Raw genomic sequence first — 25,313 nt, 5'->3', positions numbered from 1 at the left:
CCGTGTTGTCGTGAAGGAGCCTGCCCGACCATGACCGCCCCCACCCTCGACGGTGCGCACCACCGGCTCCTCAACATCGGGTACCGCCTGCTCGGTTCGCTCACCGAGGCCGAGGACGCCGTCCAGGAGGCGTACGCCCGCTGGTACGCCATGTCGCTCGACCGGCAGGACGCGGTCGTCTCGCCCGACGCCTGGCTCACCACCGTCACCAGCCGGATCTGCCTGGACCAGCTCGACTCGGCCCGGGCCCGGCGCGAACGCTACGTCGGGGAGTGGATACCCGAGCCCGTGCCGGACCGCACCGAGTGGCCGGTCGGCCCGTCCGCCGACGGCCGGCAGGACCCGGCCGAGCGGATCGCGCTGGACGAGTCGGTGGACATGGCGCTGCTGGTGGTCCTGGAGACGATGACCCCGGCGGAGCGGGTGGCCTTCGTCCTGCACGACGTCTTCGGCTACCCCTTCGGGGAGATCGCCGAGGTGCTCGACCGTTCGGCGGCGGCCTGCCGGCAGCTGGCCGCCTCGGCGCGGCGGCGGGTGCGGGACGCCGGGCCGGCGGCCGGCATGACGGCGGATCAGGCCCGGGTGGTGCGTGCGTTCAAGCACGCCTGGGAGACCAAGGACATCGCGGCCCTGGTCGCCCTCCTCGACCCCGCCGCCACCATCACCGCCGACGGCGGCGGCCTGGTCCCGTCCGTCCTCCAGCCCGTCACCGGCTCCGACCAGATCGCCCGCCTCCTCCTCGCCATCGCCGACCGCACCCCGGGCCAGTCTCTGCTGGAGAGCTCGGTCAACGGCCGCCCCGGCCTGGTCGCCCAACTCGACGGCGCCACCGTGACGGTGGCGGCCTTCGCGGTGGAGGACGGGCGGATCACCCGGATCTGGGCGGTGCGGAACCCGGAGAAGCTCGGTGCCTGGGACGCGCCGCCGGTGCCGGCCTGACTGCTCCCCGCCGGCCTGTCGAGTCGTCAGCGCACCGTCGGGGAAAGCCCACTACGATGCCGGGGCACTGACCGAACGGACTGGACGGGGGAACGACGCGTGAGCGGAAACGGTGGAGGTGGCGGCGGCTACGGACCGCCGGCGGGAGCGCCTTACGGGCCTCCGCCTGGGTACGGGCCTCCGCCTGGGTACGGACCTCCGCCTGGCCCGGGGCCGATCCCGCCGCAGGGGTACCCGTACGGGCCCCCGCCGCCGATCCCGCCCGGGCCGTACGCCCCGCCTCAGCCTCCGCCCCCGCTCCCGGAGCCTTCGCGCGCCCGGAAGATCCTGCGGGGCATCCGGAACCCGTTCTACGCCGCCCAGCGGGCCTTCCGCCCGTCGCGCGCCGACCTGGCGGAGGACGCGTCAGTCCGTCGGCTCCAACTCTGGCGCACTGGGCTGGGGTTGGCGGCCTACATCGGACTGACGGCCACCTACCGGGCCGTGGCCAGCCTCGACGGCGTCAAGGCGATGGCGGACGACCGGCTCGACCAGAGCTGGTCCAGTGTGCTGGTGCTGGTCTGCACCTTCCCGGTGGTGGTCGGCGCCTTCATCGCGGCCGCCCAGGGCGACCTCCGGCGCACCTACCTGCGGCGGGCGCTGCGCCCGCTCGGCGCGGTGCTGGCCATCGTCGCCTCGATGCTCACCTTCCCCGTCGCGATGGCCCCGGAGACCGCCGGGTTCCGTGACGCGATGGGTGTGGCCGGGACGGTCGTCCTCGCGGTGCTCTGCCTGTGGTCAGCCGGCTTCGCCCTCTACGGCATCGGCCTCTCCCTCGTCCACGTCTTCCGCACCGCCGACGTCCACGAGGTCCTGCCACCCCTCCTCGCCGGCATCCTGGTCTGGGAGATGGCCCTCCTCGACGTCATCACCGGCGCCTACTCCGAGGTCCCGGCCGCGGCCCGCACCGCCTTCATCCTCGGAGCCCCGATCACGGTGACCGCCCTGTCGTGGTGGGAGCTGCGCCGCCTGAACGAGCATCACGGGCTCACCGTGCGCGAGGCGTTGGGGCGTTCGTAGTACGGGGAAGCAGAGGTGCGGGGGTTCCGCGGGGGAGCCCGCGCCGGCCTGTCAGTGGCAGGAGTGCCATTCCGTGGGTTGGCTGACGATGTAGTTGCCGTTCGGGTCGTTCATGATGACCCACTCGCGGATGCACGTGGAACGGCCAGCCGATCAGTGTCTTGATCCGCGCGAGTGTCCACCGCTGCTCCGCCCAGCCGTGGGTGAGCGGTCCGCGCTCCAACTCCCGTTCCAGCCTGACGATCTGGGCCGGACCGAGCCGCGGCCGGCCCGGTGATCCCTTGGACTGGACGCCGGCCTCTCCAGGCCCGCGCCATGCCCGGCGCCTCCGCTCCACAGACTGCTCGCTCGCAGCGCGGCAGCGATCTCCCAGTTCTCCTCCCCGTCTTCGAAGCGCTCCACGGCCTGCAGCCGGATCTGCTCCCGCGCAGCCCTCTCGGCGTCGGTCACCCGCCGCCCTGCGCGTACCTCACGACGGCAGGACCACCGGAGCCCGCCCACGAGTGTCAGGCAAGCGGCTCCGACATCACCTGATCAGGTTCAGAAGCCACCCAAAAAGGAAGTCAGCGGCTCTCCCGGCAAACCGATCCATAAGACGCTCTACAGCCAACCATGCACGAGGTCGTTAGCCCTCTTGGCTCCGCCTGAACATCCGTGTCAGTAGTCCGGGTCGACTCGAAGCCCTTGGAGTCTCCTGCTCGTCCTGTTCGGCGGCGTGGGCCGCCAGGTCAGCTCGACGTCGGTTGATGAGCTCGTCGGCCAATGCAAGGGATTGTTGATCGAGCCATGGGCAGGCGAGTATCAAGGTGCAGAGCGAGCCGAGAATGGTCACGTCACGCTGCTGATACGTGGACGCGATCGAGATCAGGCGTGTGTGCAGCTGTTGCCCGATCTCGTCGCGAAGCTCCGGATGGGTCCATGCGAGCGCGACCAGCGCGAAGCCGGCGGCTTCCACTACCCAGTCTTCAGATCCGAGAAAGAGATCGAACAGGACTCGGCGGCGCTCGGAATCGGGCCAAGCTTGATCGCTGCTGTGGTGGGCGATGCCGAGGCAGGCAGCGACCTGGACAGCGCGCACCCACAGTTCGGGCTGGTGTGCCAGCAGTGCCTGGCCCAACTCGTCCTCGCGAGGCGCAGGTGGGTGGGCGAGTACACCGAGCAGGTCGTCTAGAGGAAGGGTCGCCAACTGGGCCGCCTGATCGTAAGCAGCAGGCACATGGTCCCAAGCGATGCTGGAGGTCTGCCGGACAAGCTCGGCGCCCTGCGATGAAGGGGCAGCGACGGCGGGGACTGGATGAAGTCCGTCGTAGCGCCAGATTCGGACGCCGACCGTACCCAGTGGCAGGCGCGGATCCGGTTCCCGGAGCTCGCGGTAGATGGCGGACACGCCCGGGAACGCGAGTCGTAGGGCGAGCAGTGCGCTGGGTGGCTCGGGTTCCGACATCCTGACGACGAAGCCTTCGGTCAGTTCGTGGCTTTGCTTCGCCAGCAGTTGGTGCAGGAGATCGACAGACGGATCCGCTGCTGGGTGCACGATCCCGAACCATGGCTTCTGATGGCTGAGGCGGGTCAGCAACTCATTGGCCAGCACGTTGTCAGGATGCGTGCGGGAATAGTCGGCGAGGGCAAGCAGATGGTTGACGCCACCATCGACCTGGTGGCGTAGGCCGTACAGCAACGGAGTGGCCGTTGGATGGTCTGGTGCCTGACGGAGTACGCGCTCAACCCAGGGAAGTCCGGCACCGGGGTGTCCGGCACGGGCGTACAACTCGGCGGTCTCGATGGCGATGTGAGCGTCCAAGGGCTCCTGAGCGAGGGTCGCCTCCCAGAGTTGCAACGCCTCGTTCGCTTGCCCGGCAGCGCGCAGCGCTCGGCCGAGCATCAGAGCTTCGACTCGAGCTGGCGTGTTCAGGTACGCCCGTCGGGCCTGGTCGACGGCGCGCTCTGTGTCACCAAGCATGCGGGAAAGCGTCGACGCGAGGGCTAGGAGGAGCGAGTGGGAGGGGTTCTTATCCACCATTACCGAAACGAACCGACGGAGCGGGACAAGAGCGGCCCGGATTGCTTCTGGCAGGGGCTCCCGGAGATTTGCTGTGGCTCGGGTGATCGCGTGAGCGGCCACGTCCGGGGCGATCGACGCAGCCAGGTCCTCGCGGGTAAGCCACACGGCCTCCGCCCACGGGACAGATGGTTGGGCCTCCATTGCTGTGGCAAGTGCCTCGAGGGCCATACCCCAGTTGCCGGCTGCCGCCTGCAAGTGTGCTCGGCAAGCTGCGGTTCCTGGGGAATGGTTATCCTCGGTCAAGAAGTATGCCGCGGCCGAGGCCGGACCTCCGGCGCTGGCAGAGAACTCGGCGAGAGCTTCGTGGACATCGGGTAGATCCGGGGCCGCTGCCATCGCGATACCCAAGTGCTTTGCTGCATGAGGGAGATCCCCCGAATCCAACGCTAGGCGCGAAACAGCCACCTCTCCATCTGCTATCAGCTGCCGATCATAATGCCGGCCATGTGGTTCCATGTTTCCACTTTCCGCGTCAATCTGCCCTGCTCGACTGTGGGCCTAAATTTCGGCGCCAGATCCCCTTGGGGGATGCTAGCATGTATGTCGCCAAATCGGAAGTTGATGAAAATTGAAGGAGAGGAATGTGGAATAACCTGAGGTCAAAAATGGGAAGGCTTGGCAGGGAGCGGGCTGTCAATGGCATGAGGCCGGTGGCACGGGAGAGAAGTGTCAGAAGATTCGAGGAGCGATTTGGCGTAATTCTCCCCGAGTCGTACAGGCTGTACATTACGACGGTGGGGAATGGATTCCGGAGTCCACTTTATTACGGCGGCCTCATTCCGCTTGAATCATCCTATACCGCCTCCCATGAAGCGGCCTATCCGGGCTTCCTGTCTACTCCGTTCTCGTACAATGAGGAAAATTTCCGCTTGGCAGATAAAGGTGACGAAGATCATTTCATGACTGCTGGATCCATGGAGATCTCACTCCTGGGTCCACAGGTGAGCGCTTTGCTGATCGTCACCGGTGAGGCCGCTGGTCAGGTCTGGGAGGACAGGACCTCGCTGGACGGGACCTTGTGCCCTGGCCCGGACTTCGCCACTTGGATCGGCAATCTGGAGATGAGACTGGGAATCCGCAGATGAATCAGAGGCGGATTGGGTGGGCAGGAATTGGAACCTGGTCACCCAATCCGCCTCTGGACTAAGGCAGTGCCTCGTTAGGGATTCGGTGTTCCCAGCTTTTCGGGATGCTGTGTCAGGAAGGTGATGTCAAAATCATTCACTACATGCCCGCAACTGTCGCACGGGCCGACCGGGGTGCCATGACCATTGTGAAGTGCCGTCTTTCCGATAAGGAACGATGATGCATTCGCTCCCTGTGGGTCAAGGCCGGCGTTCATGGCAGTATTGAGGCAGATGATGAGCCCGCAGCCGCCGTGGTATTTGGATCGATCGCCGATTTGGATTCGGTCCAAAGACCTCTGGATTCGAGGATTGAGGGTCGGCATATCGGCAGTCCCTCTACTTGTGCTGGCTATAATTTCTCCGCTCCTCAGCTGGATTGCCTCTGCTGCCCCAGGGCGAGCGGACCTTGTGTACAGTCCTGCGGTAGCGCTGTCTGCGAGCGTCCTGGCCGCATTGGCTGAATTGGGATTGGGCAGTCGCGTCGGAATATCGATGGTAGCCGGCAAGAAGGAACCGCTCTTGAAGTTTACGGATTCGAAGTCGACGCCATGGCTCTGTGCCCACCTGAGGTAATCCTGCATAGGGCCAGGGCTTTTTTGAGATTTCGGTTGGCCCGCATGAATAAAACTGTGCACGAGGTCGAACGGGCCAACTATTGCAGTTCCAAGTCCTGCGAAGAAGTCCCGGTCCCGACCGATGACGGCCGGTTTGTACGTCGCCTTCTTCTCCTCGGTCTCTGCCCATTTCCTGCAGGCGGCCCCGGAATCACCGTCACCACAACCTCCGCCAGAGTCCGCCACTTCGGTCTTCAGTCCACTAGGGTCACTCTGATTGACGGGGTTGTTGTTGCTGTAGGCGTAGGGGTTCCACTGTTGGGGGTCGGTGGGGTCGATGATGGGGTCGGGGCTGATGAAGCGTCCGGTGGTGGGTTGGTACTGGCGGGCGCCGAGGTTGGTGAGGCTGGTGTTGTTGTCCTTGGTGCCGCCGACGAAGCCCTTGGTGCCAGTGAGGTTGTTGGTGCCGGTGTTGGTGGTGCGGGGATTGCCGAACGGGTCGACGGGGTTGCGAGTCTCGGCCAGGTTGTTGGCGTCGAGTGCGAGCGTCTGGGTGCCGTGGTGGTCGGAGACGCGGTAGTTGAGCGAGCTTGCGGTGCGCACCGCGCTCAGGCCGCCGGGCATCGTGTAGTAGCGGGTGCCGGTGAGGGTCTTGGCGTTCTTGTCGTAGACCAGCTCGTCGCCGTTGGCGCCCAGGACGATGGTGTTCTGGGTGGGGGTGCTGCGTTGGATGAGGTTGCCGTCGGCGTCGTAGGTGTAGGTCGTGGTGACGCCGCCGCGGGTGGTGGTGGCGGGCTTGCCCTCTGCGTTCCAGGTGATCACCGTGGTGTTGCCGGCGTCGATGCCGTTCCAGGTGCCGGAGGACCAGAGGGGGTTCTGGTTGGGGGCGTTGGCGTTCTTGTAGAGGACGAGGTTGGCGTCGTCCTGGAGGGCGAGGTAGGCGCCGTTGTTGCCCCAGGTGTTGGAGGACCACAGGCCGGTGTTGTTGGTGTCGTAGACGACGAAGTTGCCGTCGGCCTGCATGGTCGCCCACGCACCCGGGTGGTTCCAGGTCTGGCTCGACCAGGTCACCGCGCCGGTACGCAGGGAGGTGAGGACGAGGTTGCCGTCGGCCTGCATGGTCAGGCGGGTGGAGTTGGAGGTGATGCTCTGCCCGGAGCGCAGGGTCCAGCCGCCGTTGAGGTTCCGCGTCGCGGCGGGATCAACGAGCTTCGTGGTGTTACCGGCGGCGTCGTACTGGTTGGCCCCGACGGGTGAGGGGATGTTGTTGCTGGTGTTCTGCGCCGAGGTCAGCGCGTGCGGACCACCCGTTCCGGTACCGGTGTTGAGGGTCCCCGGGGTCGGGAAGGTCTGGTTGGTGGTCAGATCCGCAACGGTGTTGCCGAGGGTGTCGTGCTGGACGACCTGAGTGCGGTTGCCGGCCTTGTCGTAGGCGTAGGACTGCCAGTAGGCGTTCGGGCCGCCGACGGTGGTCAGCTTGGGGGCCTGGGCTCCGCTGGTCGGGTTCGCGTTGGTGCAGTTGCCGATGGCTCCGACGGAGGGTTGGGGGGCCATGGTGACGGTGCCGGTGTCGGTCCAGGCGTTGGTCAAGCGTCCGAGGTAGTCGTAGGTGAAGCACTGCCGGTCGGTGTTGGCCGGGGTGTTGTTGGGGATGCCGGTGATCGCGGTGATCCGGCCGGCCTGGTTGTAGGCGTACGCGGTCTGCTGGACCGCGCCGGTCCCGGCGGTCTGCTTGTCGACGAACTGGGAGACCTGACGGCCCGTCGGTTCGTCGTAGGTGTTGGTCACCACGACCTGGGTGCCCCACGGGTTGGCCGTGGTGCGGATCGCCCGCCCGTAGGCGTCGTAGCCGGTGGCCTGGTCGTACATCCACTGCTGGTCGTACTGCTGGCCGTAACTGACCATCAGACCACGCGAGTCGTAGCTGTACTGCAGCACCTCGTACGCCAGACCACCCAGCGCACCACGGGTGTTCCACTGCGGCGCACCGGTGATCGGGTGGTAGCCGGCCTGCTCGCTGTAGGAGTACGGGCCGGTGGTGCCGACGTCACCACCGGGGATCGTGGTGGTGCTACCGGTGGGACGGTAGGCGGCGTCGTAGGACGTCACGGCCTTGGTGTAGGCCGCACCGCTCGCGCCGCCCACGTACCGGGTGGAGCTCGCGGGCTGGCCCTTGCCACCGGCGACGGTGTCGTAGGTGTGGGCGGTCAGCTGCATGGCCGGGGTCACGGTGGAACCCTCGTAGGAGGCCGTGCGACGACCCAGCAGGTCGTAGGCGTAGGTCAGGGCCTGGCCGCGCCCGTCGGTGCTGCCGGCCAGTCGGCCGGCGTTGTCGTAGGACTGCGTGCTGTGTCCGGAGTCGGGGTCGTCGGCGCTGGTCTGACGGCCCAACAGGTCGTAGGTGTAGGACCAGGTGTTGCCGGCGGCGTCGACCCGGGTCGCGGGCTTGTCCGCCGGCGTGTAGGTGTAGGTGCTCACGTCCGCGTCGCCGGGGTTGCCGGTCGCGGCCGGGGTTCGGTACTGCCACAGCTGGGCGGTGCGGCCGCGCGCGTCGGTGACCGTGCTGGTCGGGGTGCCGCCGGTGGGCGGGGTGACGCTGACGCGGTCGACGCCGGGGTACTGGGTGGTGGTGGTGTTCTGGCGGACGTCGTAGGCCCGGAACTCGCTGCTGACCGCCCGGCCTTGGCCGTCGTAGGTGGTCAGGGTCGAGGACGGGACATGGGTCATGCCGGCGTCGAACCAGGTCGTGCTGGGTGCGGAGGTCTCGTTGTAGTAGGCGGGGTTGGAGCGGAAGACGTGCCCTTGCGCGTCGTAGAAGGTGTCGGTGACGATCCGGCCGTTGTACCCGGCGAACGCCGGGGTGCTCTGGGTCTGGATCGTGCGGCCGAGGCCGTCCACGATCGTGATCGAGGTGCTGTAGGCGTTGTTGTCGTAGTGCAGCGTGTTGCTGGTGAACGAGGACGCGCCGGTGGTTCCGTTGACGGCGTAGCTGAACGTCGCTGACGCCTTGTCCGAGGTGCTGCGTCCGGCTGGCCAGACGGCCGTGAGCCGGCCCAGTGCGTCGTAGGCCTTGGTCGTGACCCGGCCGTTCATGTCCGTTGTGGCGAGTTCGAGGCCGCGGCCGATGTCCAGGATGGTGGTGGAGGTCCGGCCAGTGGCTGCGTCCGGGGCCCCGGCCGGAGCCGGTGAGGTCACCGTCATGCTGCTCGGCAGCTCACCCGCATTCGTCGAAGTGTAGGACGTCGTGATGGTCACGCCGCCAGGGTGAGCGGAGTCGGTGGTCCTCGGGTCGGTGGTTGAGGTCACCCGGCCGTAGGCGTCGACGGTGGTCATGGACGCTGTGGTGAACTGGGCGTTCGCACCGCCGTCGTAGCGGTCGAGAACCTGCGAGGCGGAGGCGATGCCCTTGGCCCCGGCGGTCCCGTAGGGCTGGCCGTCGAAGAGGGTGCGGCTGCCCGAGACCGTGTTGGCGGCGGTCGGGGTCGCGGTACAGGCGTTCGGCCCGGAGATCACCAGGGTCTGGGCGACCAGGTTGGTCATCACCGGGTTGCTGCCGGAGGCGTAGCTTGGCCGGGAACAGACGTCGGCCGTGCCGTCCGCGGTGCTGAGCGAGGTCAGGAGCCGGTTGGCACGTGCCGGGTCGGTGGTCTTGACGGTACCGGTGCTCTGCCAATTACCGTCCGCCTTCAAGCCCTTGGTGGTACTAGTGCTCGTGGTCGAGCTGTAGCGGGCCACCAGGTCCGGCAGACCGGTTCGGGTGCGGGTTGCGGTGGTGACCGGGTTGGTGCTGCTGGTCACGGTGTAGCCGACGAGTGAGCCGCTGGCACCGCTGTAGGTGTCACTCTCCAAGACCTTTCCGGCGAGCCAGTCGTCGTCGGTGACGGGGCCGCTGCGGTCACCGGCGGTGGTGGCCGTCCGGGTCCCGCTGGAGGTGGTGTCGCCGTTCATTCCCTGGAAGTAGGTGGTCTTGCTCTGGGTCTTGGCGCTGGTGTCGTTGTCGGTGCCGGCCACGGTCTGGACCCAGGCGTAGCCGCGGAATTGGTCCCAGGTGCGGGTCTGCGGGTCGGTGAGCTCGGAGTCGTTGCGGTGGTAGGCGGCGTTGCCGTAGGTGTAGGTGGTGACCTGCGGCTTGTTGCCAGCCGCCAGTTTGGGGTCGACGGTGACGGTCTCCACCGGGTAGCGCTGGAACCAGTCGTCGACCGGCGCGGTGCCCTGCGGCTTGTTCGGCTGGTACCACTTGACGCTGTAGCAGTTCTTGGTGTCGTTGTCCGCCTGGACGGGCACGGTGCCGTCGGTGTTGCGGACGCAGTCGGCGGTCTTGTAGTTGACGCCGATGGTGCCGCCGGTCTCGGTGGTGACGACCGTCAGGCGGGGGCGGTAGTAGTCCGGGCGTACCGGGCCGAGGCCGACCACGCGGTTGGCGAAGGCCATGTGAGTGAAGGACACCGGTGGCATGACCACCTGGGTCTGGCCGTTGGTGGCGGTGCGCTGGATCGAGGCGAGCCAGGGGACCTGGGTGTTCTCGCTCTGGTTCTGCATGTTCAGGAACACGTGGTTCAGCTGGTGGCTGTCCACGGTGCGGTACGAGCCGCCGGAACGCACCTGTGTGGCGATGGTGTTGAGCCACTTGGTGGTCCAGAAGCTGGGCGAGATGTTCGCGCAGTTCGCCGTGGACTGGTCGCACTGCTGGTCCATCGGCACGTCCGGCCAGTTACCGGCGTTCGCGGCGGTGCGCTGGGCGGGGTCACACGCGGCGGTGGAGGTTACGCAGCGCTCGCCGCTGGTGAACACGACCTTGGCCGCGCTCTGATAGGAGCCGTTCGCGCCGAGCTGGTCGGACAGGAGCTGGCCGTAGGCGATCTCCGTCAGGACGCCCGCACGCGTGTAGGAGGACATCCCCGAACCCGGGTAGTTCGTACCGCGCTTGTACCAGTTGGTCTCGGTGTCGTACTTGTAGGTGGTCAGGTTGCCGTGCACGTCCACGACCGCGTCCAGGTTCCAGCGCCACGCCATCTGGCACCAGGACTGCTGCCCGGTCGAAGAGTTGTAGCACGGGTCGCCCGACTTCGGGGAGTACACCGGTACCGTCCACGCCGACTTGGCGTCCGGACCGACGCTGCTCGCCTTGCCGTCCGCACCGGGCAGGTGGCTCGCGCCGAAGTAGTAGACGGTCCCGTCGGCGACGCTGACCTTGAGGTAGCCGCCGTTCCAGGTGCCGTTGCTGGCCCCGGTCAGGTACTCGATCCTGGTCCCGTCGTCGCCCTTGAGGTGCCAGGCGCAGTTCGACTGCTCGAGGTTGGCGCTCGTGTTGCTGCAGCTGGCGGAGTCGGGGACGAGCTCGCCGGAGTGGCCGGCCAGGGAGAGCGTGAGGTTGGCCCCGCCCCAGCACTGGTCACCGGAGTTGGACAGCCCGGCCCTCGTGCAGGGCAGGAAGGTGCGCTCGACGAACCCGGTCCCGAAGTCCCAGCCGTCGCCGCCCACCCAGGACGCCTGGGCATTGGTGGAGGAGGTCTTGCCGTCCACCGACGAGGAGTCGTACGAGAGGGAGAGCGACGGAGCGGAGCCGCCCAGGGACGACGGCACGTTGATCGGGTAGCCATAGGTGAAGGCACCGGAGGAGCCGCCCGCCACCCAACTCGCGCTCGGGTCGAGTGAGGTGGCGCTGTAGGTGCCCGCGCCGCCGGAGGACTCGGAGGCCACACCGAGGGTCATCGGCGCGGCAGCGGCAGCGGCCTGCGGCACCGTCACGTCCGCGACGAGGCGCTTGGCGGAGGTGTCGTAGCGCGAGGGAACCGGGGTGCGCTGCTGGCACTCCGCCTTCTGCGGGGTGGTCAGCGCGCAGGAGGGTATCGCCACCAGGCTCGCGCGCCCGGCGAGGTTGCCACCGATCGTGCTCAACTGGTCGAGGTCCAGGCTGACCTGCAGCGTCGAGCCGGGCTTGGCACCGTCACCGGACACGGTGAGCGCACCACCCGGCACACCCGCCGCCGCGGCCGCCTTCGGGTCGGCCGTCGACACCTGCACCGAGCCACCCGCGGCCGGTGCGGCCTCCGGGGCGGCCGCCTCACGCGCCGAGGCCGCGGAGGCGGCCGGGGCCACCGCGCTGAGCCAGACCGGCAGCGAACCGGCCTGCACCTGCGGACCGGCCGCGGGCTTCGCCTCCGCCGAACCGGCGGCCTGGCGCTGAGGAGCCGTCAAGTCCGCCGCCACGACGGGGGGAAGCTTGACGTCGGCCTTGCCCGGCCGGACCTTCCTGGCGTTCGCGGGCGACCAGACCTGACCGGCCGGGAGCGAGGGCTTCTCCGCCGCCAGCACCGCACGGTTGGTCCCGCTCACGGAAGGCGTCTTCGGGAGGGGGGTTCCCGGTTCCCAGAGCTTCTTGCTGTCCACTCCCGCCACGGCGAATGCGGGTGTCGCGATCATCGCGGCCAGCAGGCCGAGGACGCCGGCGCCCACCGCCGTCGTTCGTAGCGGTTTGCGTGGCCTGCCTGGCGGTGGGCCAAAAGTCCGAAATTCCACTGAACCTCCTAGCTCTGACAGAGCGTCATGCGAAACGGACGCACACCTACCGCTCTGAATCCCGCTGACCCTAGTGCTCCGGCTACCGGCGTTGCGAACTGACGTGAAGATCATCTGACTGTGATTCATTTCACGGTCTGGACTGTGACGAATGTTCCGAATGTGCACGGTAACTGCTTTGCCAAAGGCCCCTCCAATGCCTCAGTTTGTGCGCGTGCTGTGCGCCTCGAGTGCTCGCAGTCACGTGACCGTCCGGAGGGAAAGATTCATGCACGATTCACCGTCGGCCATTAGCCGACGCAGACGACCGAAGGCGGCGTCTCGGTGGGTGGCGGCGGCCGGCGTCGTCGGCCTGCTGGCCAGCGCGCTGGTCGTCCAGGGCGGCGCGGCCGCCGTGGCGGGTGACGGCGCGAGCTGGACGCCGCTGCCCACGGCCGCGCAGGCCGCGGCGGTGGACGCCGCGCACGCCAAGGACCAGAGCCCGCCCGGCCGTTACGCTACGCAGTTCGCACAGGCGAAGGCGGGCGGGAAGAACGTCCTGATCGAGGCGTTGAGCACGGAGTTCAGCGAGACCTTCGCGACGCCGGACGGTCACCTCCAGCTGACCAGCCACCCGGACCAGCAGCGGATGAAGTCGGGTGGCAGTTGGCAGCCGCTGGACCCGACGCTCAAGGCCGCCCCGGGCGGGGGCTTCGCGCCGACTCGGACCCCCTCCGGCGTGGTGCTCTCGCAGGGTGGCAACGGGCCGCTGGCGACGCTGACTTCGCCCGACGGCAAGAAGCTGGCGATAGGCTCGCCGTTCGCGCTGCCCGCTCCGACGGTGGAGGGTGACAGCCTGCTCTACCCGGCGGTCCTGCCCGAGACCGACCTGCGGGTCACCGTCGGCCGGGACGGCAGCATCAGCACCGTCGTGGTCGTCAAGACCCCTGCGGCGGCGGCCAATCCGGCACTGAAGAAGCTGCGCTTCGCCACCAAGGCGGACGGCGTCACCGTGAAGGCGGACGCCCACAACAACCTCAGCGCTGACGCCGCCGACGGCCCCCGCTGGACCGCTCCGGCCCCCACCATGTGGGACAGCGCCGCCCCGGCTGCCACGACGGGGGCTCCGAAGTCGCGGGCGGCCGGAGCGGCGGCGGCCCAGGACGAGGCCGTACGCGACAGCAAGTCCCAGGACCGCGCGCGGAGTTCGGCCGGAGGCCCGGGGAGCCAGGCCAAGGTCGCCAGGATGCCGGTCATCGCCACCGCGGACGGCATCGACCTGGTGCCGGATCAGAACCTGCTGGCCACCGCCAAGTTCCCGGTCTACGTGGACCCGAACTGGATCCCGCACAACGTCTACAGCAACGGCAACACCTTCGTGCAGTCCGCGTACCGGACCGAAGGGCACTACAACGTCAACGGCCCCAAGGACCGGGACCACCTGGGCGTCGGGTACTGCGACAACAGTTACCCCAACGGCGACGGGTGCAGCCCCTCCAGCCTCTACCGGGCCTTCTACCAGTTCGACACCAGCGCCCTGCAGGGCGCGATCATCAACTCCGCGCGGATCGACGTCCAGGAGTACATCTCGGCCAACTGGAACTGCGCCGCCGCCTACGGCGTCGACGTGTTCTGGGTGAACGGCGCGATCGGTGCCGGCACCAACTGGGACAACCAGCCCCAGCCCTTCGGCGGCCGGCTGGACACCACCTCCGTGCCCGGTGCCGGGCGCAGCGGCTGCTACGGCAACGTCCAGGTCCCGTACTGGAACCTGGGATCGGCATTCGCGCAGGGCATCAGCTCCAACAGCACGATCACCATCGGCTTGCGTGCGAGCAACGAGAACCAGGCAATCGCGTTCAAGCGCTTCGACTACGGTGCGGTGCTCTCGGTGACCTACGACCGCGTGCCGGAGGCTCCGAACGACCCGCAGCTGCACCCGGTCCCGTCCAGCGTGAGCAGTGGCGACAACCAGGGCTGCGGCGCCGGCTGGGGTGCCTGGAGCTGGATCGGCGCCGGCAGCGACGCCCCTGGCGCGGTTTCCGTCAGCTCCACCGTCCGCAGCCCGGCCAACCAGGACCAGCTGCAGACCCGCACCCTGATGTGGGACTACAACAACAACTACGCCGCGCCCCCGGGTGACGGCATGTCACCGTGGACCCCCAACAACCAGCGGGCCACCTACACCGTCCCGGGCGGGTACATCCACGACGGCCACGTCTACGCCTACCACCAGCAGACCACCGACCTGCTGTCCGGCTCCTCGTGGTCCGGCTTCGGCCCGCAGTGCATCTTCGCGGTCGACCAGACCACCCCGAGGGTCTCGGCGGTCCACACGAGCGTCGCCGACCTCGCGCACGAGTTCCCGCCCTCGGGCAACGGCCAGACCACCCAGCTGTTCGCCGGCCAGACCGGCTACATCGTCGTCAACGCCGTCGACGACGCGCCGGGCAACGGCCTGGTCAGTTCCGGTGTGGGCTGCCTGCGGTGGGGCTTCGACCCGCAGCTGAACGGGGCCCAGTGGCAGTGCGGCTCCAACCTGCCGCCCACCGAGGGGGCGGACAACTACAAGCTGTCCGTCACCCCGGGGCACTGGGGCACCAACATCGTCTACGTCGAGGTGATGGACAACGCGCGGAACGTCTCGCCGAAGGCCCAGTACGCGTTCTACGCCCCGTGGAACCCCAACGGCCCGCCGCCGGTCTTCGGCGACGTCACCGGTGACGGCGCCCCCGACATGGTGGCCGCGGGCGCCGACGGCAACTTGCACGCCCACAACGTGCCGGGCAACGCGACCGCGACCAGCCCGTCCACCTCGGTGCTGTCCTACGGGCCCGACAGCCCGAACGGCGTCTCCTGGGCCGGCGTCGGCCAGCTCACCCACCGCGGCTCGACCCGCGGCGGCACCAACGCGGACGACGTCCTGGCACACCTCGACGGTTCGGCCAACCTGTACGTCTACCCGAACGGCACCACCGCCGACGGCGTCGTCGGCCACTTCGCCCCCAAGGTCAGTCTGGCCAAGCCGGCCTGCCAGATCACCCAGGTGACCAAGGACTGTTCCACCTACTACGGCGGCAGCACCGGCTCCGGGAGCCTCGGCGACTGGTCCAGGGTCGAGCAGATCGCCGCCCTCGGCGACATCAGCACCACCGACCTGGACCCGAACCGCAAGTTCAGGAACACCACCGGCCTGGTGACCAGGGAGAAGGGCAGCGACAACACCACCGCCCTCTGGTTCTACCCGTCGGCCGGCACCAACACCTTCGCCGCGCCGGTCAAGCTCGGCGGGGCCGGCTGGTCCGGCCAGCACCTGATGTCCCCCGGCGACTGGACGGGCAAGGGCAACCCCGGGCTGTGGAGCGTCGACGCCGCCGGCTACCTCAGCGGCTACACGCTGACCGTGGGCTCGGACACCTCGACGATCCCGGGCACCCTCCCGCCCGTCCCGACCGCGGCATACCCGGTGGTGACGGCCGTCAGCGCGCCCGTCGCGATCGGCTGGGTCGACGCGAACAAGTACGACGTCGCGACCATGCAGTCGGACGGTGACCTGAGCGGCCGCGGCAACCACGGCTCCGCGCTCTGGGCCACCGACAAGAACAACCCGGGCCCCTCGAAGCTGACGACCTGGTTCGGCACGCCCTACCTGGACGGCAGCGGCAACCCCACCGGGTACAACTGGGACATCCAGCAGTACGGCACCGGGAACATCTCCGCCCCGCCGGGGCAGTGGCCGTTCGGCGTCAAGGACCGGCAGACCGGGGCCGTGACCGTCGACGGCAAGGACACCCTCGGCGCCAACCCGATGACGGTCCTGGGCAGCGGCGTCACCTTCGGCGCCGACCACCCCGGCAACACCCCCGAGCTGGGCTCCGTCGAGTTCGGCGGGAACGGCGTGCTGACCAGCCTGCCGCGGGGCGGCGGTGTGCCGTTCACGCTGCCCTCCGGCGGCGTGCTCGCCTCGGGTCAGCAAGTCGCCTCGGAGAACACCACGTTGACCATGCAGGTCGACGGAAACCTGGTGATCGCGGCGAAGAACTCCGGCCGGCCCCTGTGGTCCTCGCAGACCTGGGGCCACGGCGGTGCCACCGCCGTCATGCAGCCGGACGGCAACTTCCTCGTCCGTGACACCGCCAACACCCCGCTCTGGGCCACCGGCACCTACGGCCACGGCGGTTCGGTGCTCAAGCTGCAGAACGACCGCAACCTGGTCGTCTACGACGGTGCCACGCCGTTGTGGGGCAGCGGCACCTACCAGCACGCGGCTCCGGGCGTGGTGAGCAGCACCAGCTACACCGTCTCCGCGTGGGTGAAGCTCAACAGCACCACCGGGAACCAGAGCGTGATCTGCCAGCAGGGTGACAACGTCCCGTCGGTCAGCCTGCTCTACCGCGAGGCCTCGCGGTCCTGGGGCGTGACGGCCACCAGCCAGGACTCCACCACCCCCACCTGGTACGGGGTCGACTCGGGCCAGGCGACCGGCTACACCGGTGCCTGGACCCACATCGCCGCCACCTACTCGGCCGAGGCCGGGGTGCTCGCCTTCTACCTGAACGGCACTCAGGTGGGCTCCACGACCATGACCACGCCGTGGGTGGCCAACCGTGAGTTCACCATCGGCGGCTGCTACTTCAACAACGACCACAACAAGATCGTCAACCAGCTCAACGGCAAGGTCTCCGACGTCCGCAGCTACCCCTACCAGCTGACCACCCAGCAGATCGCCGGGCTCTACAACGTGCCCAAGCAGGCGCTGGTCAACACCGCCGCCAACAAGTGCCTGGACGACAACGCGGGCGCCACCGCCAACTGGACCAAGATCCAGATCTGGGACTGCAACGGCACACCGGCCCAGCAGCTCTCCCTCATCGGCGACGGCGCCGTCCACCTCGTGGGCAAGTGCCTGGACGCGAGCGCCGGTACGGCCGGCACCCCGCTGATGCTCTGGGACTGCAACGGCACCGGGCCGCAGGGGTTCACCGTGGGCGCCGACCACAGCCTGAGGTTCACCCCGAACGGGACCGCCTCCGGGCTCTGCGTCGACCTCCCCAACGCGAACGGCACTTCCGGAACCCAGTTGCAGCTGTACGGCTGCAACGGCACCGACGCCCAGCGCTGGACCCTCACGTAGCAGTACCGTCGGGCGAGCCCCGCCCCCAGCCCCCCCACCCCCACCCCCCAGGCCCCCCAACCCCGCACAACCCCCGCCACCCCCCCCGGGGGGGGCGGCCCCCCGGCGACCCCCGGGCGGGGCGGGCCCCCCCCCGCGCCCGGCCCCAAGCCCAGGAACCACAAGCACGGAGGACGGACACCCATGCTGAACCCGCTCGACGCCCCGGAGGCGGTGCTGGCCGCGGCCGAGCCGCTGGAGGAGCTGCTGGACGACTGCAACCACGTCTCCTCCGTGGAGCTGTCCGCCGTGTTCCCCGTGGGTGGGATGACGGACGGTCAGCTCGGTCTGGAGATGGGGCTGGTGAGGTGGCTGGAGACGCCGGGGGAGTGGCGGGAGGCCTTTCGGCGGGCGGTGCTGAGGGGGTTCATGCAGCCCGCCGTCCGGTACGGGGACCCCGGCCTGCGCACCCCCGACGAGCTCCGCCGCACCGGTGAACTCGCTGACGGCATCGCCGACCTGATCGAGGCCCACCTGGGGCCGGTCCGCCGCTGCGGCGACGTCCTGAACATGCGGGTGGGCCAGATCGGGTGGCGCTCCCTGCTGCTGGTGACGGAGGAGTGGGCGGGCGTACTGCACCTGGAGGTCTTCGACTGATCCGGGACTTGTCGGTGGGGGCTGGCAGGATGGCCGGGCAGGTACCGGTACCACTGGAGGACGACGGCATGCGGCAACGACTCAACCTGATCCTGCTCGGCGTGCGGGACGTGGCCGCCTCGGTGGCGTTCTACCAGGAGTTGGGCTGGCAGCGGTCCAAGGCGGGCTCGGAGGAGTTCGCGCTGTTCGAACTCGGCGGGGTCGCGGTGGCGTTCCAGTCCCGGGAGGCCTTCGCGGCCGACGCGAAGCTTCCCGACCGCGGGCCGGGCGGCTTCGCCGGCTTCGCGCTGGCGTACGTGGCCCGGAGCGCGGACGAGGTGTACGAGGTGATGGCGAAGGCCGAGGAGCTCGGCGCCACCGTCACCCGCCCGGCGGGCCCGAACGCCTGGGGCCACAGCGGCTACTTCACCGACGCCGACGGCCACCTCTTCGAGGTGCTGTACGAGGACGGCTGGATCTTCGACGAGCACGACGACCTGGTGCTCTGACCTCCCGGCCGGGCTGTCGGCCGAGGCGGAGCGGGCAGGGCACGGCAGAATGATCGTCGGCCGGCGGGGAGACCCGTCGGCCGTGGGGGACGTGGCGTCAGGAGGCCGAATGAGCGGGGACGTTGTGCACGGGCAGGACGGGCTGGCCCAGCTGCGGGAGCTGCTGCGGAGCCGGCCGCCGATGGCCCGCGAGCTGCCGGGCTTCGACGCGGCGGCCGCGCCGGAGGACCCGGCCGAGCTGCACGTGGCCTGGCTGCTCGACGCGATGACGCGGGGGGTGCCGGACGCCCAGCTGGTGACCGTGTCGACGGTGGACGCGGACGGGCGGCCGGACGCCCGGGTGGTGGGGCTGCGGGACATCGAGCCGGAGACGGGGACGTGGAGCTTCGTCGCGGACCGGCGCAGCCCGAAGGGCCGTCAGCTGGCCGCCACGCCCTGGGCGGCGATGACCTCGTACTGGCCGCCGCTGGGGCGGCAGGTGCGGCTGCGCGGGCCGGTGACGGCCGTCGACCAGCAGGACGCGCCCCGGGCGGAGCGCAGCATCAGCCCGGCGGCGCACGCCGCCGCGCTGGTCGGGCGGCAGAGCGAGAACCTGCGCTCGCCGGAGGAGTTCGGGCCGCTCTGGGAGCGGGCGCTGGTGCTCGCCAACGCCGATCCGGACGGGCCGGTCCCGGGGCTGACGCGGTATCTGCTGCGGCCGGACACGGTCGAGTTCTGGCAGGGGGACGCGGGGCGCCGCCACGTGCGGCTGGCCTACTGCCGGGGCCGGGACGGGTGGCGGCGCTCGCTGCTCTGGCCCTGACGGCGGGCCGGGGCCGTGCGATGATCACGGGGTGGTGAGCGTGGACGGCCGGCGGTGGTGGCGGATCCGGGGCCGGTCGGTGGGCCGACCGGTCGCGGCGGTGCTGGCTGCCCTGCTGGTGGCCGGGCCGGTCGCGGCGCCCGCGGCGGCCGCCGAGGGCTCGCGGCGCGAGTTCACCGTCCGGGACGAGCGGATCACCGAGTCCAGCGGCCTGACGGCCAGTCAGCGCCACCCCGGCGTCTACTGGACCCACAACGACAGCGACGACGGCCCGTACGTCTACGGGGTCGAGGCCGCCACCGGCCGCACGGTGGCGACGCTCACCCTGCGCGGCGTCAAGCCGCGGGACGTGGAGGCGATCGCGCTCGGGCCGGACCACCAGCTCTACCTGGCCGACATCGGGGACAACTTCCACGGGAAGTGGCCCGAGGTCTGGCTCTACCGCTTCGAGGAGCCCGAGCAGCTGCGCGACCAGACCGTCCAGGTCACCAAGTACCGGGTGCGGTACGAGGACGGGCCGCGCGACGCGGAGGCGCTGCTGGTGCACCCCGTGACCGGGCGGGTCTACATCGCGAGCAAGGACCAGAAGGACGGTCGTCTCTACGAGGGGCCGGAGAGCCTCAGCAGCACCGGGATCAACGTCTTCCGGCCGGTCGGTGAGGTGCCGTGGGTGACGGACGGCGCGTTCTCGCCGGACGGCCGCCGGGTGGTCCTGCGCGGCTACTTCTGGGCGAAGCTCTACGACTGGAAGAACGGCACCCTGGGCGCGGAGAAGTCCCTCTCGGTGCCGTTCCAACGGCAGGGCGAGTCGGTCACCTTCACGGCGGACGGCTCGGCACTGCTCTTCGGCACCGAGGGCAAGGACTCCGAGGTGTGGCGGGTCCCGCTGGCGGACGCCGCCCCGACCCCCCAGCAGACCCCGACGCCGAGCCCGGCCACCCCGGGCGTCCCGGGAGCCGCCCCCGCCCCGGCGGCCCAGCCGACGGACGGCCCCAACCACCTGGGCGCGCTGCTGCTGGCGGTGGCCGCCGGGGTGGCGCTGCTGCTGTGGCGCAAGGGCCGCGCGAAGCCCTGACGGCCCGGCCGCCGAGTTGAGGGGCCGTCAGCAGAGCGGGTCGGGGACGGCCGAGACGGTGTAGGGCGGGGTGCCCGGGGAGTGGTCGAGCTGGCTGTTGACCACGTAGAGGCGGCAGTCGTGGCGGGCCAGGGTGGTGGGGGAGTCGAAGGGCGCGCCGGTCAGGCGGTGGGTGACGGTGCCGCTGCGGAGGCCGGGGTCGAGCTCGGCGACGTAGACGCCGGACGGGGCGCCGTAGTTGAGGACGGCGTAGAGGGTGTGGCCGGACAGGACCATGCCGTCGGGGCCGAAGGACTGGTCGCCGAGGTCCAGGCGGGAGACGGCGGAGGTCGCGGTGTCGACCCGCCAGACTGCCTCGGTGCCGTTGGAGGCGACCAGCAGGGTGGCGCCGTCCGGGGTGGCGACGATGCCGTTGAGCAGCCAGTACCGCGCGGGGAAGCCGGGCAGGCTCGGGCGCAGGTCCAGCCAGGGGAGCAGCGGGCCGGGGCGGCCGTCGCGGTCGAGGGCGGCGCGCAGAACGAAGGGGTTGGCCCAGTCGGTGACGTAGACCGCGTCCGGGGTGATCACCAGGTCGTTGAGGTCGGGGGCGCCGAGCGGGCCGTCCGGGGCGGTGAGGCGGGAGAGCAGGCGGCCGTCCGGGGCGTGCACGGCGAGGGTCGCGCCGCCGACCGAGAAGACCCGGCCGCGCCGGTCGGTGTGCACGCCGAGGGTGCGGGTGCGGTCGGCGACGCCCTGGGCGGCGAAGGGCCGCAGCCAGGGGACGGCGACCTGGCCCCGGTAGAGGCGGCCGGTGGCCGAGGAGGAGACGTACACCGTGCCGTCGCGGTCGATCGCGATGCCCTCCGGCAGGACGCCCGGGTCGCGGGAGACGAGGTAGCTGGAGGGGCGGGGGCACGGCGCGGCGACGGCCTGGCCGAGCGGGGCCAGGGCCAGCCCGAGGGTGGTGCCGAGCAGGGTCAACGTGCGGGTGAGGGTCATGAGTTGGACCTCCTTCGGCCACCACAGTGGCGCCGTAGGGGTGTTGGGCACCCCTCCTTTCGTCCCTGCCCGAAACCCACTGGTCAGGCGGGTGGGGGCGCGGCGTACGGTACGGGTCCGAGGACCCCGCGGACGACAGGAGCAGCACGGTGACCGGACTCAGGTACCAGGACGTCGAGGCAGCCGGCGAGCGGATCGCCGGGGCGGTGCGGCCGGTGGCGGTGGTGCCGGGCGGGCGGGAGGGGCTGTGGTTCGCGCTGGAGCAGCTCCAGCACACCGGGAGCTTCAAGGCCCGGGGCGCGCAGAACTTCCTGCGGGCGCATCGGGAGGCGGGCACGCTGCCGGCGGCGGGGGTCACCATCGCCTCCGGCGGGAACGCCGGACTGGCCTGCGCCTGGGCGGCCGGGCAGCAGGGCGTGGCGGCCACGGTCTTCCTGCCGGTGAACGCGCCGGAGGTGAAGGTAGCGAGGCTGCGCGGTTACGGCGCCGAGGTGCGGCTGGCCGGGCGGGAGTACGCCGAGGCGCTGGCGGCCTGTCAGGAGTACGCGGAGCGCAGCGGGGCGCTGGCCTCGCACGCCTACGACCACCCGCTGATCGCGGCCGGGGCGGGGACCTTGCTGGCGGAGATCCGGGCCGGGCTGCCCGGTGTGGACACGGTGGTGGTCGCGGTGGGCGGCGGCGGCCTGTTCGCCGGGGTGGCCACCGCGGCGGCCGAGCACGGGATCCGGACGGTCGCGGTGGAGCCCCAGGACTGCCGGGCGCTGAACGCGGCGATCGAGGCCGGGCGGGTGGTGGACGTGGCCGTGGACTCGGTGGCGGCGGACTCGCTGGGCGCGCGGCGGGTCTCGGCGGCGGCACTGGCGGTGGCCGTGCGCGGCGGTGCGGGCGTGGAGTCGGTGCTGGTGCCGGAGGCGGCGATCGTCGAGGCGCGGCGCGCGCTGTGGGAGGAGCACCGCCTGGTGGTGGAGCACGCGGCGGCCACGGCGTCGGCGGCCGTGCGGCACGGCGCGTACCGGGCGGCGGAGGGGGAGCGGGTCTGCGTGGTGCTCTGCGGGGCGAACACCGACCCGGCCGGGTTGAGTTGACGCGGTGTCAGGACGGTTGTGGTACGACTGGTCCGACAACATGGGGAGATCATTCGTGCACACGCTAGACCGAGCGCTCGTCCTGGGCCCCGGAGGTCCCGTCGGTACGGCCTGGACGGCCGGGCTGCTCCACGGCCTGCTGGAGTCGGGAGTGGACCTGGCCGCCGCTGACCTGATCGTCGGCACCTCGGCCGGGGCGATCGTCGGGGCGGTGCTGGCCACCGGGCAGGACCCGGGGCGGCTGGCGGCTCCGGTCCGTTCGGAGGCGCACCGGGTGCCGGTGGACCCGGCGCGGATCGGGCGGGCGTTCGCGGTGCTGGGGGACCGGACCCTGGAGCCGGCGGAGGCCAGGCGGCGGGTCGGGCAGCTCGCCCTGGAGGGAGTGGACGCCGGGGCCGAGGCGGCGTTGCTGGCCGGGCGGGCCGCGTTGATCGGTGCGTCGGAGTGGCCGGAGCGGCTGGTGGTCACCGCCGTGGAGGCGGGGACGGGCGAGCCGGTGGTGTGGGAGCGCGGCAGCGGCGTCCCGCTGGTGCACGCCGTGGCGGCCAGCAGCTCGTTCCCGGGGACGGCGCCGCCCCCGGAGGTCGACGGCCGCCGGTACATGGACGGTGCGCTCCGGGCCGGGACCAACGCGGACCTGGCCGCCGGTGCGCGGCTGCTGGTGGTGGTGGAGCCGATGGCGCACCTGTCTCCCCGGGAGGTGCTGGAGGGGCAGTTGGAGGAGGTGGGCGCGGAGGCGGTGGTGACCGTCGCCCCGGACGCCGCCTCGGTGCGCGCGTTCGGCCCGGACCTCGGCGACGTGAGGGTCTGGGGGCCGGCCTTCCGGGCGGGTCTCGACCAGGCGGCCGGGCTCGGCGAGCGGCTCCGCGCAGTCTGGGGGCCGGCTGAGTGAGCCGGTCGCGGCCGGTCCGGGCGCCTGGAGCGGCGATGCTCAGAGGCTGCTCAGAACGGCGTGGCCAACGGGTGGGGACCTGACGGAGACCCGGGGGAGTTCCACCGGAGCGGCCCGGGGCGGGGCAGCATGTGGCAGATGCCACGTGATCGTGGCCCCAGCCGTCGGCACGCTCGGGAATCCCGGGTGGCCCCGGCGGCCCGAACCGCAAGGACACCCCCATGGACTCCACCAGAACCCGCCCCGAGCAGGGTGACCCCACCACCGGTCGCCCGCCCGCGGAGCAGCAGTCGCGGGACGGCCTGCACGCCGGTCTGAAGAACCGTCACCTGTCGATGATCGCGATCGGCGGGGTGATCGGCGCCGGCCTGTTCGTCGGGTCGAGCGCCGGCATCGCCAAGGCGGGCCCGGCCATCCTGCTGTCGTACCTGCTGGTCGGCGTGCTGGTGGTGCTGGTCATGCGGATGCTCGGCGAGATGGCGGCGGCCAGCCCCGACCCGGGGTCGTTCTCGGCCTACGCGGACCGGGCGCTGGGCCGCTGGGCCGGGTTCTCGATCGGGTGGCTGTACTGGTTCTTCTGGGTCGTGGTGCTGGCGGTGGAGGCCACCGCCGGTGCGGTGATCCTGGAGGGCTGGGTCCCGGCCGTGCCGCAGTGGGCCTGGGCGCTGATCGTGATGGCGGTGCTGACCGTCACCAACCTCGGGTCGGTGGCCTCCTACGGCGAGTTCGAGTTCTGGTTCGCCGGGATCAAGGTGGTGGCGATCGGGGCCTTCGTGGTGATCGGCCTGCTCGCGGTCTTCGGGCTGCTGCCGGGCTCGGACAACCCCGGCGCGGGCCTGGCCCACCTGACCGACACCGGCGGCTTCTTCCCGCACGGGGCCGGGGCGGTGCTGACCGGTGTGCTGATGGTGGTCTTCTCCTTCATGGGCAGCGAGATCGTCACGCTGGCCGCCGGCGAGTCGGCCGACCCCCGACGGGCCGTCACCCGGGCCACCAACTCGGTGATCTGGCGGATCGCCGTCTTCTACCTGGGCTCGATCCTGGTGGTGCTCACCCTGCTCCCGTGGAACGACCCCGCGATCACCGCCAAGGGCTCCTACGTGGCCGCGCTGGACTCGATCGGCATCCCGCACGCGGGCACCATCATGGAGGTGGTGATCCTCACCTCCGTGCTCTCCTGCCTCAACTCCGGCCTCTACACGGCCTCCCGGATGGCGTTCTCGCTCGGTGAGCGCGGCGACGCGCCGGCCGCCTTCGCCCGGGCCAACGGGCGGGGCGTGCCGGTGGCGGCGATCCTCGGCTCGGTGGTCTTCGGCTTCGTCGCGGTGTACTTCAACTACGCGTTCAAGGACACCGTCTTCAGCTTCCTGCTGAACTCCTCCGGGGCGATCGCGCTCTTCGTCTGGCTGGTGATCTGCTGCACCCAGCTGCGGATGCGCGGCATCCTGCTGCGGGAGAAGCCGGAGGGGCTGACGGTGAAGATGTGGTTCTTCCCGTGGCTGACCTGGGCGGCGATCGCGATGATCGTCTTCGTGATCGGCTACATGTTCACGGACGCGGAGAACCGCGAGGTGGTCTCGCTGTCGATGGCGGTGGCGGGCTTCGTGGTGCTGCTGGGCGTGCTGCACGGCCGGCGCAAGCGGGCCGAGCGGGCCGACGGCAAGGTGCTCAGCGGATCGTGAAGCCCTGGTGCTCGGTGGCCGCGTGGTCAGGGGAGTTCCACTGCTCGGCCACCGAGTCCACCCGGCCCGGGGTGGAGCCCTCGCGCAGCCACTCCAGCAGGCGTGCGCACTCCGCGCGGCCGCCCTCGGCCACCACCTCCACGCCTCCGTCGGCGAGGTTTCGCGCGTAGCCGGTCAGCCCGCCGACCGCCTCGGCCCGCTCCCTGACGGACCATCGGAAGCCGACGCCCTGCACCAGTCCGCGGACGAGGGCGGTCAGCCGGGTGCGGTCGTCGCTCATGCGGCCACCGTACCCGGCCGGA

At 70.3% G+C, this 25,313-nt stretch carries 15 protein-coding genes and 1 pseudogene; 11 read left to right on the top strand and 5 right to left on the bottom strand.

Annotated features, from left to right (window positions below):
• The first annotated feature begins 30 nt into the window (after window positions 1-30).
• Window positions 31-939 carry an RNA polymerase sigma factor SigJ gene (sigJ, locus tag ACZ6ZR_RS28690; protein WP_465647137.1) on the top strand — a complete coding sequence of 303 codons (909 nt, stop codon included), beginning with the start codon at window positions 31-33 and terminating at the stop codon, window positions 937-939.
• 444 nt (window positions 940-1,383) lie between these two features.
• Entirely contained in the window at window positions 1,384-1,998 is a 615-nt protein-coding gene (locus ACZ6ZR_RS28685; RefSeq protein ID WP_465647135.1) for a hypothetical protein, read from the top strand.
• Window positions 1,999-2,131: 133 nt separating this feature from the next.
• On the opposite strand, the pseudogene ACZ6ZR_RS28680 reads toward ACZ6ZR_RS28685, so the two are convergent.
• Window positions 2,132-2,471 (bottom strand): annotated as a pseudogene (locus ACZ6ZR_RS28680) (IS630 family transposase); the annotation flags it as partial.
• Window positions 2,472-2,623: 152 nt separating this feature from the next.
• Window positions 2,624-3,958, bottom strand: coding sequence for a tetratricopeptide repeat protein (locus tag ACZ6ZR_RS28675; protein ID WP_465647133.1), 1,335 nt, complete (start codon window positions 3,956-3,958; stop codon window positions 2,624-2,626).
• Window positions 3,959-4,641: 683 nt separating this feature from the next.
• Between ACZ6ZR_RS28675 and ACZ6ZR_RS28670 the strand changes: the two genes are divergently transcribed.
• Entirely contained in the window at window positions 4,642-5,145 is a 504-nt protein-coding gene (locus ACZ6ZR_RS28670) for an SMI1/KNR4 family protein (protein ID WP_465647131.1), read from the top strand.
• A gap of 74 nt (window positions 5,146-5,219) precedes the next feature.
• On the opposite strand, the gene ACZ6ZR_RS28665 is transcribed toward ACZ6ZR_RS28670, so the two are convergent.
• Complete coding sequence (locus tag ACZ6ZR_RS28665; RefSeq protein ID WP_465647129.1) at window positions 5,220-12,077, bottom strand: RHS repeat-associated core domain-containing protein; 6,858 nt, start codon at window positions 12,075-12,077, stop codon at window positions 5,220-5,222.
• 511 nt (window positions 12,078-12,588) lie between these two features.
• Here ACZ6ZR_RS28665 and ACZ6ZR_RS28660 point away from each other — a divergent pair.
• From ACZ6ZR_RS28660 to ACZ6ZR_RS28640, 5 genes are all read left to right on the top strand, one after another.
• Window positions 12,589-17,373, top strand: coding sequence for a LamG-like jellyroll fold domain-containing protein (locus ACZ6ZR_RS28660; protein ID WP_465647127.1), 4,785 nt, complete (start codon window positions 12,589-12,591; stop codon window positions 17,371-17,373).
• A gap of 183 nt (window positions 17,374-17,556) precedes the next feature.
• The gene (locus ACZ6ZR_RS28655) at window positions 17,557-18,009 is read left to right on the top strand and encodes a hypothetical protein (protein ID WP_465647125.1); all 453 of its coding nucleotides are present in this window, start codon (window positions 17,557-17,559) and stop codon (window positions 18,007-18,009) included.
• 68 nt (window positions 18,010-18,077) lie between these two features.
• Window positions 18,078-18,497, top strand: coding sequence for a VOC family protein (locus ACZ6ZR_RS28650; protein WP_465647123.1), 420 nt, complete (start codon window positions 18,078-18,080; stop codon window positions 18,495-18,497).
• A 109-nt stretch (window positions 18,498-18,606) separates the two neighbouring features.
• On the top strand, window positions 18,607-19,299 hold the full coding sequence (locus ACZ6ZR_RS28645; protein ID WP_465647121.1) for a pyridoxine/pyridoxamine 5'-phosphate oxidase: 693 nt from the start codon (window positions 18,607-18,609) through the stop codon (window positions 19,297-19,299).
• A 40-nt stretch (window positions 19,300-19,339) separates the two neighbouring features.
• A complete protein-coding gene (locus ACZ6ZR_RS28640; RefSeq protein ID WP_465647198.1) occupies window positions 19,340-20,374 on the top strand; it encodes a WD40 repeat domain-containing protein in 1,035 nt (344 codons plus the stop codon).
• 27 nt (window positions 20,375-20,401) lie between these two features.
• Here ACZ6ZR_RS28640 and ACZ6ZR_RS28635 read toward each other — a convergent pair whose 3' ends face one another.
• On the bottom strand, window positions 20,402-21,352 hold the full coding sequence (locus tag ACZ6ZR_RS28635; RefSeq protein WP_465647119.1) for an SMP-30/gluconolactonase/LRE family protein: 951 nt from the start codon (window positions 21,350-21,352) through the stop codon (window positions 20,402-20,404).
• Between the two features lie 149 nt (window positions 21,353-21,501).
• Here ACZ6ZR_RS28635 and ACZ6ZR_RS28630 point away from each other — a divergent pair, with 149 nt between their 5' ends.
• The 3 genes from ACZ6ZR_RS28630 to ACZ6ZR_RS28620 all read left to right on the top strand — a co-directional run bounded on the left by ACZ6ZR_RS28630 (window position 21,502) and on the right by ACZ6ZR_RS28620 (window position 25,011).
• Window positions 21,502-22,437, top strand: coding sequence for a serine/threonine dehydratase (locus tag ACZ6ZR_RS28630; RefSeq protein WP_465647118.1), 936 nt, complete (start codon window positions 21,502-21,504; stop codon window positions 22,435-22,437).
• Between the two features lie 55 nt (window positions 22,438-22,492).
• Window positions 22,493-23,329, top strand: a complete 837-nt coding sequence (locus ACZ6ZR_RS28625) for a patatin-like phospholipase family protein (RefSeq protein ID WP_465647116.1) — start codon at window positions 22,493-22,495, stop codon at window positions 23,327-23,329.
• Window positions 23,330-23,550: 221 nt separating this feature from the next.
• Complete coding sequence (locus tag ACZ6ZR_RS28620; RefSeq protein WP_465647114.1) at window positions 23,551-25,011, top strand: amino acid permease; 1,461 nt, start codon at window positions 23,551-23,553, stop codon at window positions 25,009-25,011.
• Here the strand turns inward: ACZ6ZR_RS28620 and ACZ6ZR_RS28615 are convergent.
• Complete coding sequence (locus ACZ6ZR_RS28615; RefSeq protein WP_465647112.1) at window positions 24,998-25,291, bottom strand: acylphosphatase; 294 nt, start codon at window positions 25,289-25,291, stop codon at window positions 24,998-25,000. The genes ACZ6ZR_RS28620 and ACZ6ZR_RS28615 overlap by 14 nt on opposite strands.
• Window positions 25,292-25,313 lie beyond the last annotated feature (22 nt).

The organism is Kitasatospora sp. NPDC088742 (assembly GCF_055584905.1).
This window is presented reverse-complemented; position numbering and strand designations above follow the sequence as displayed.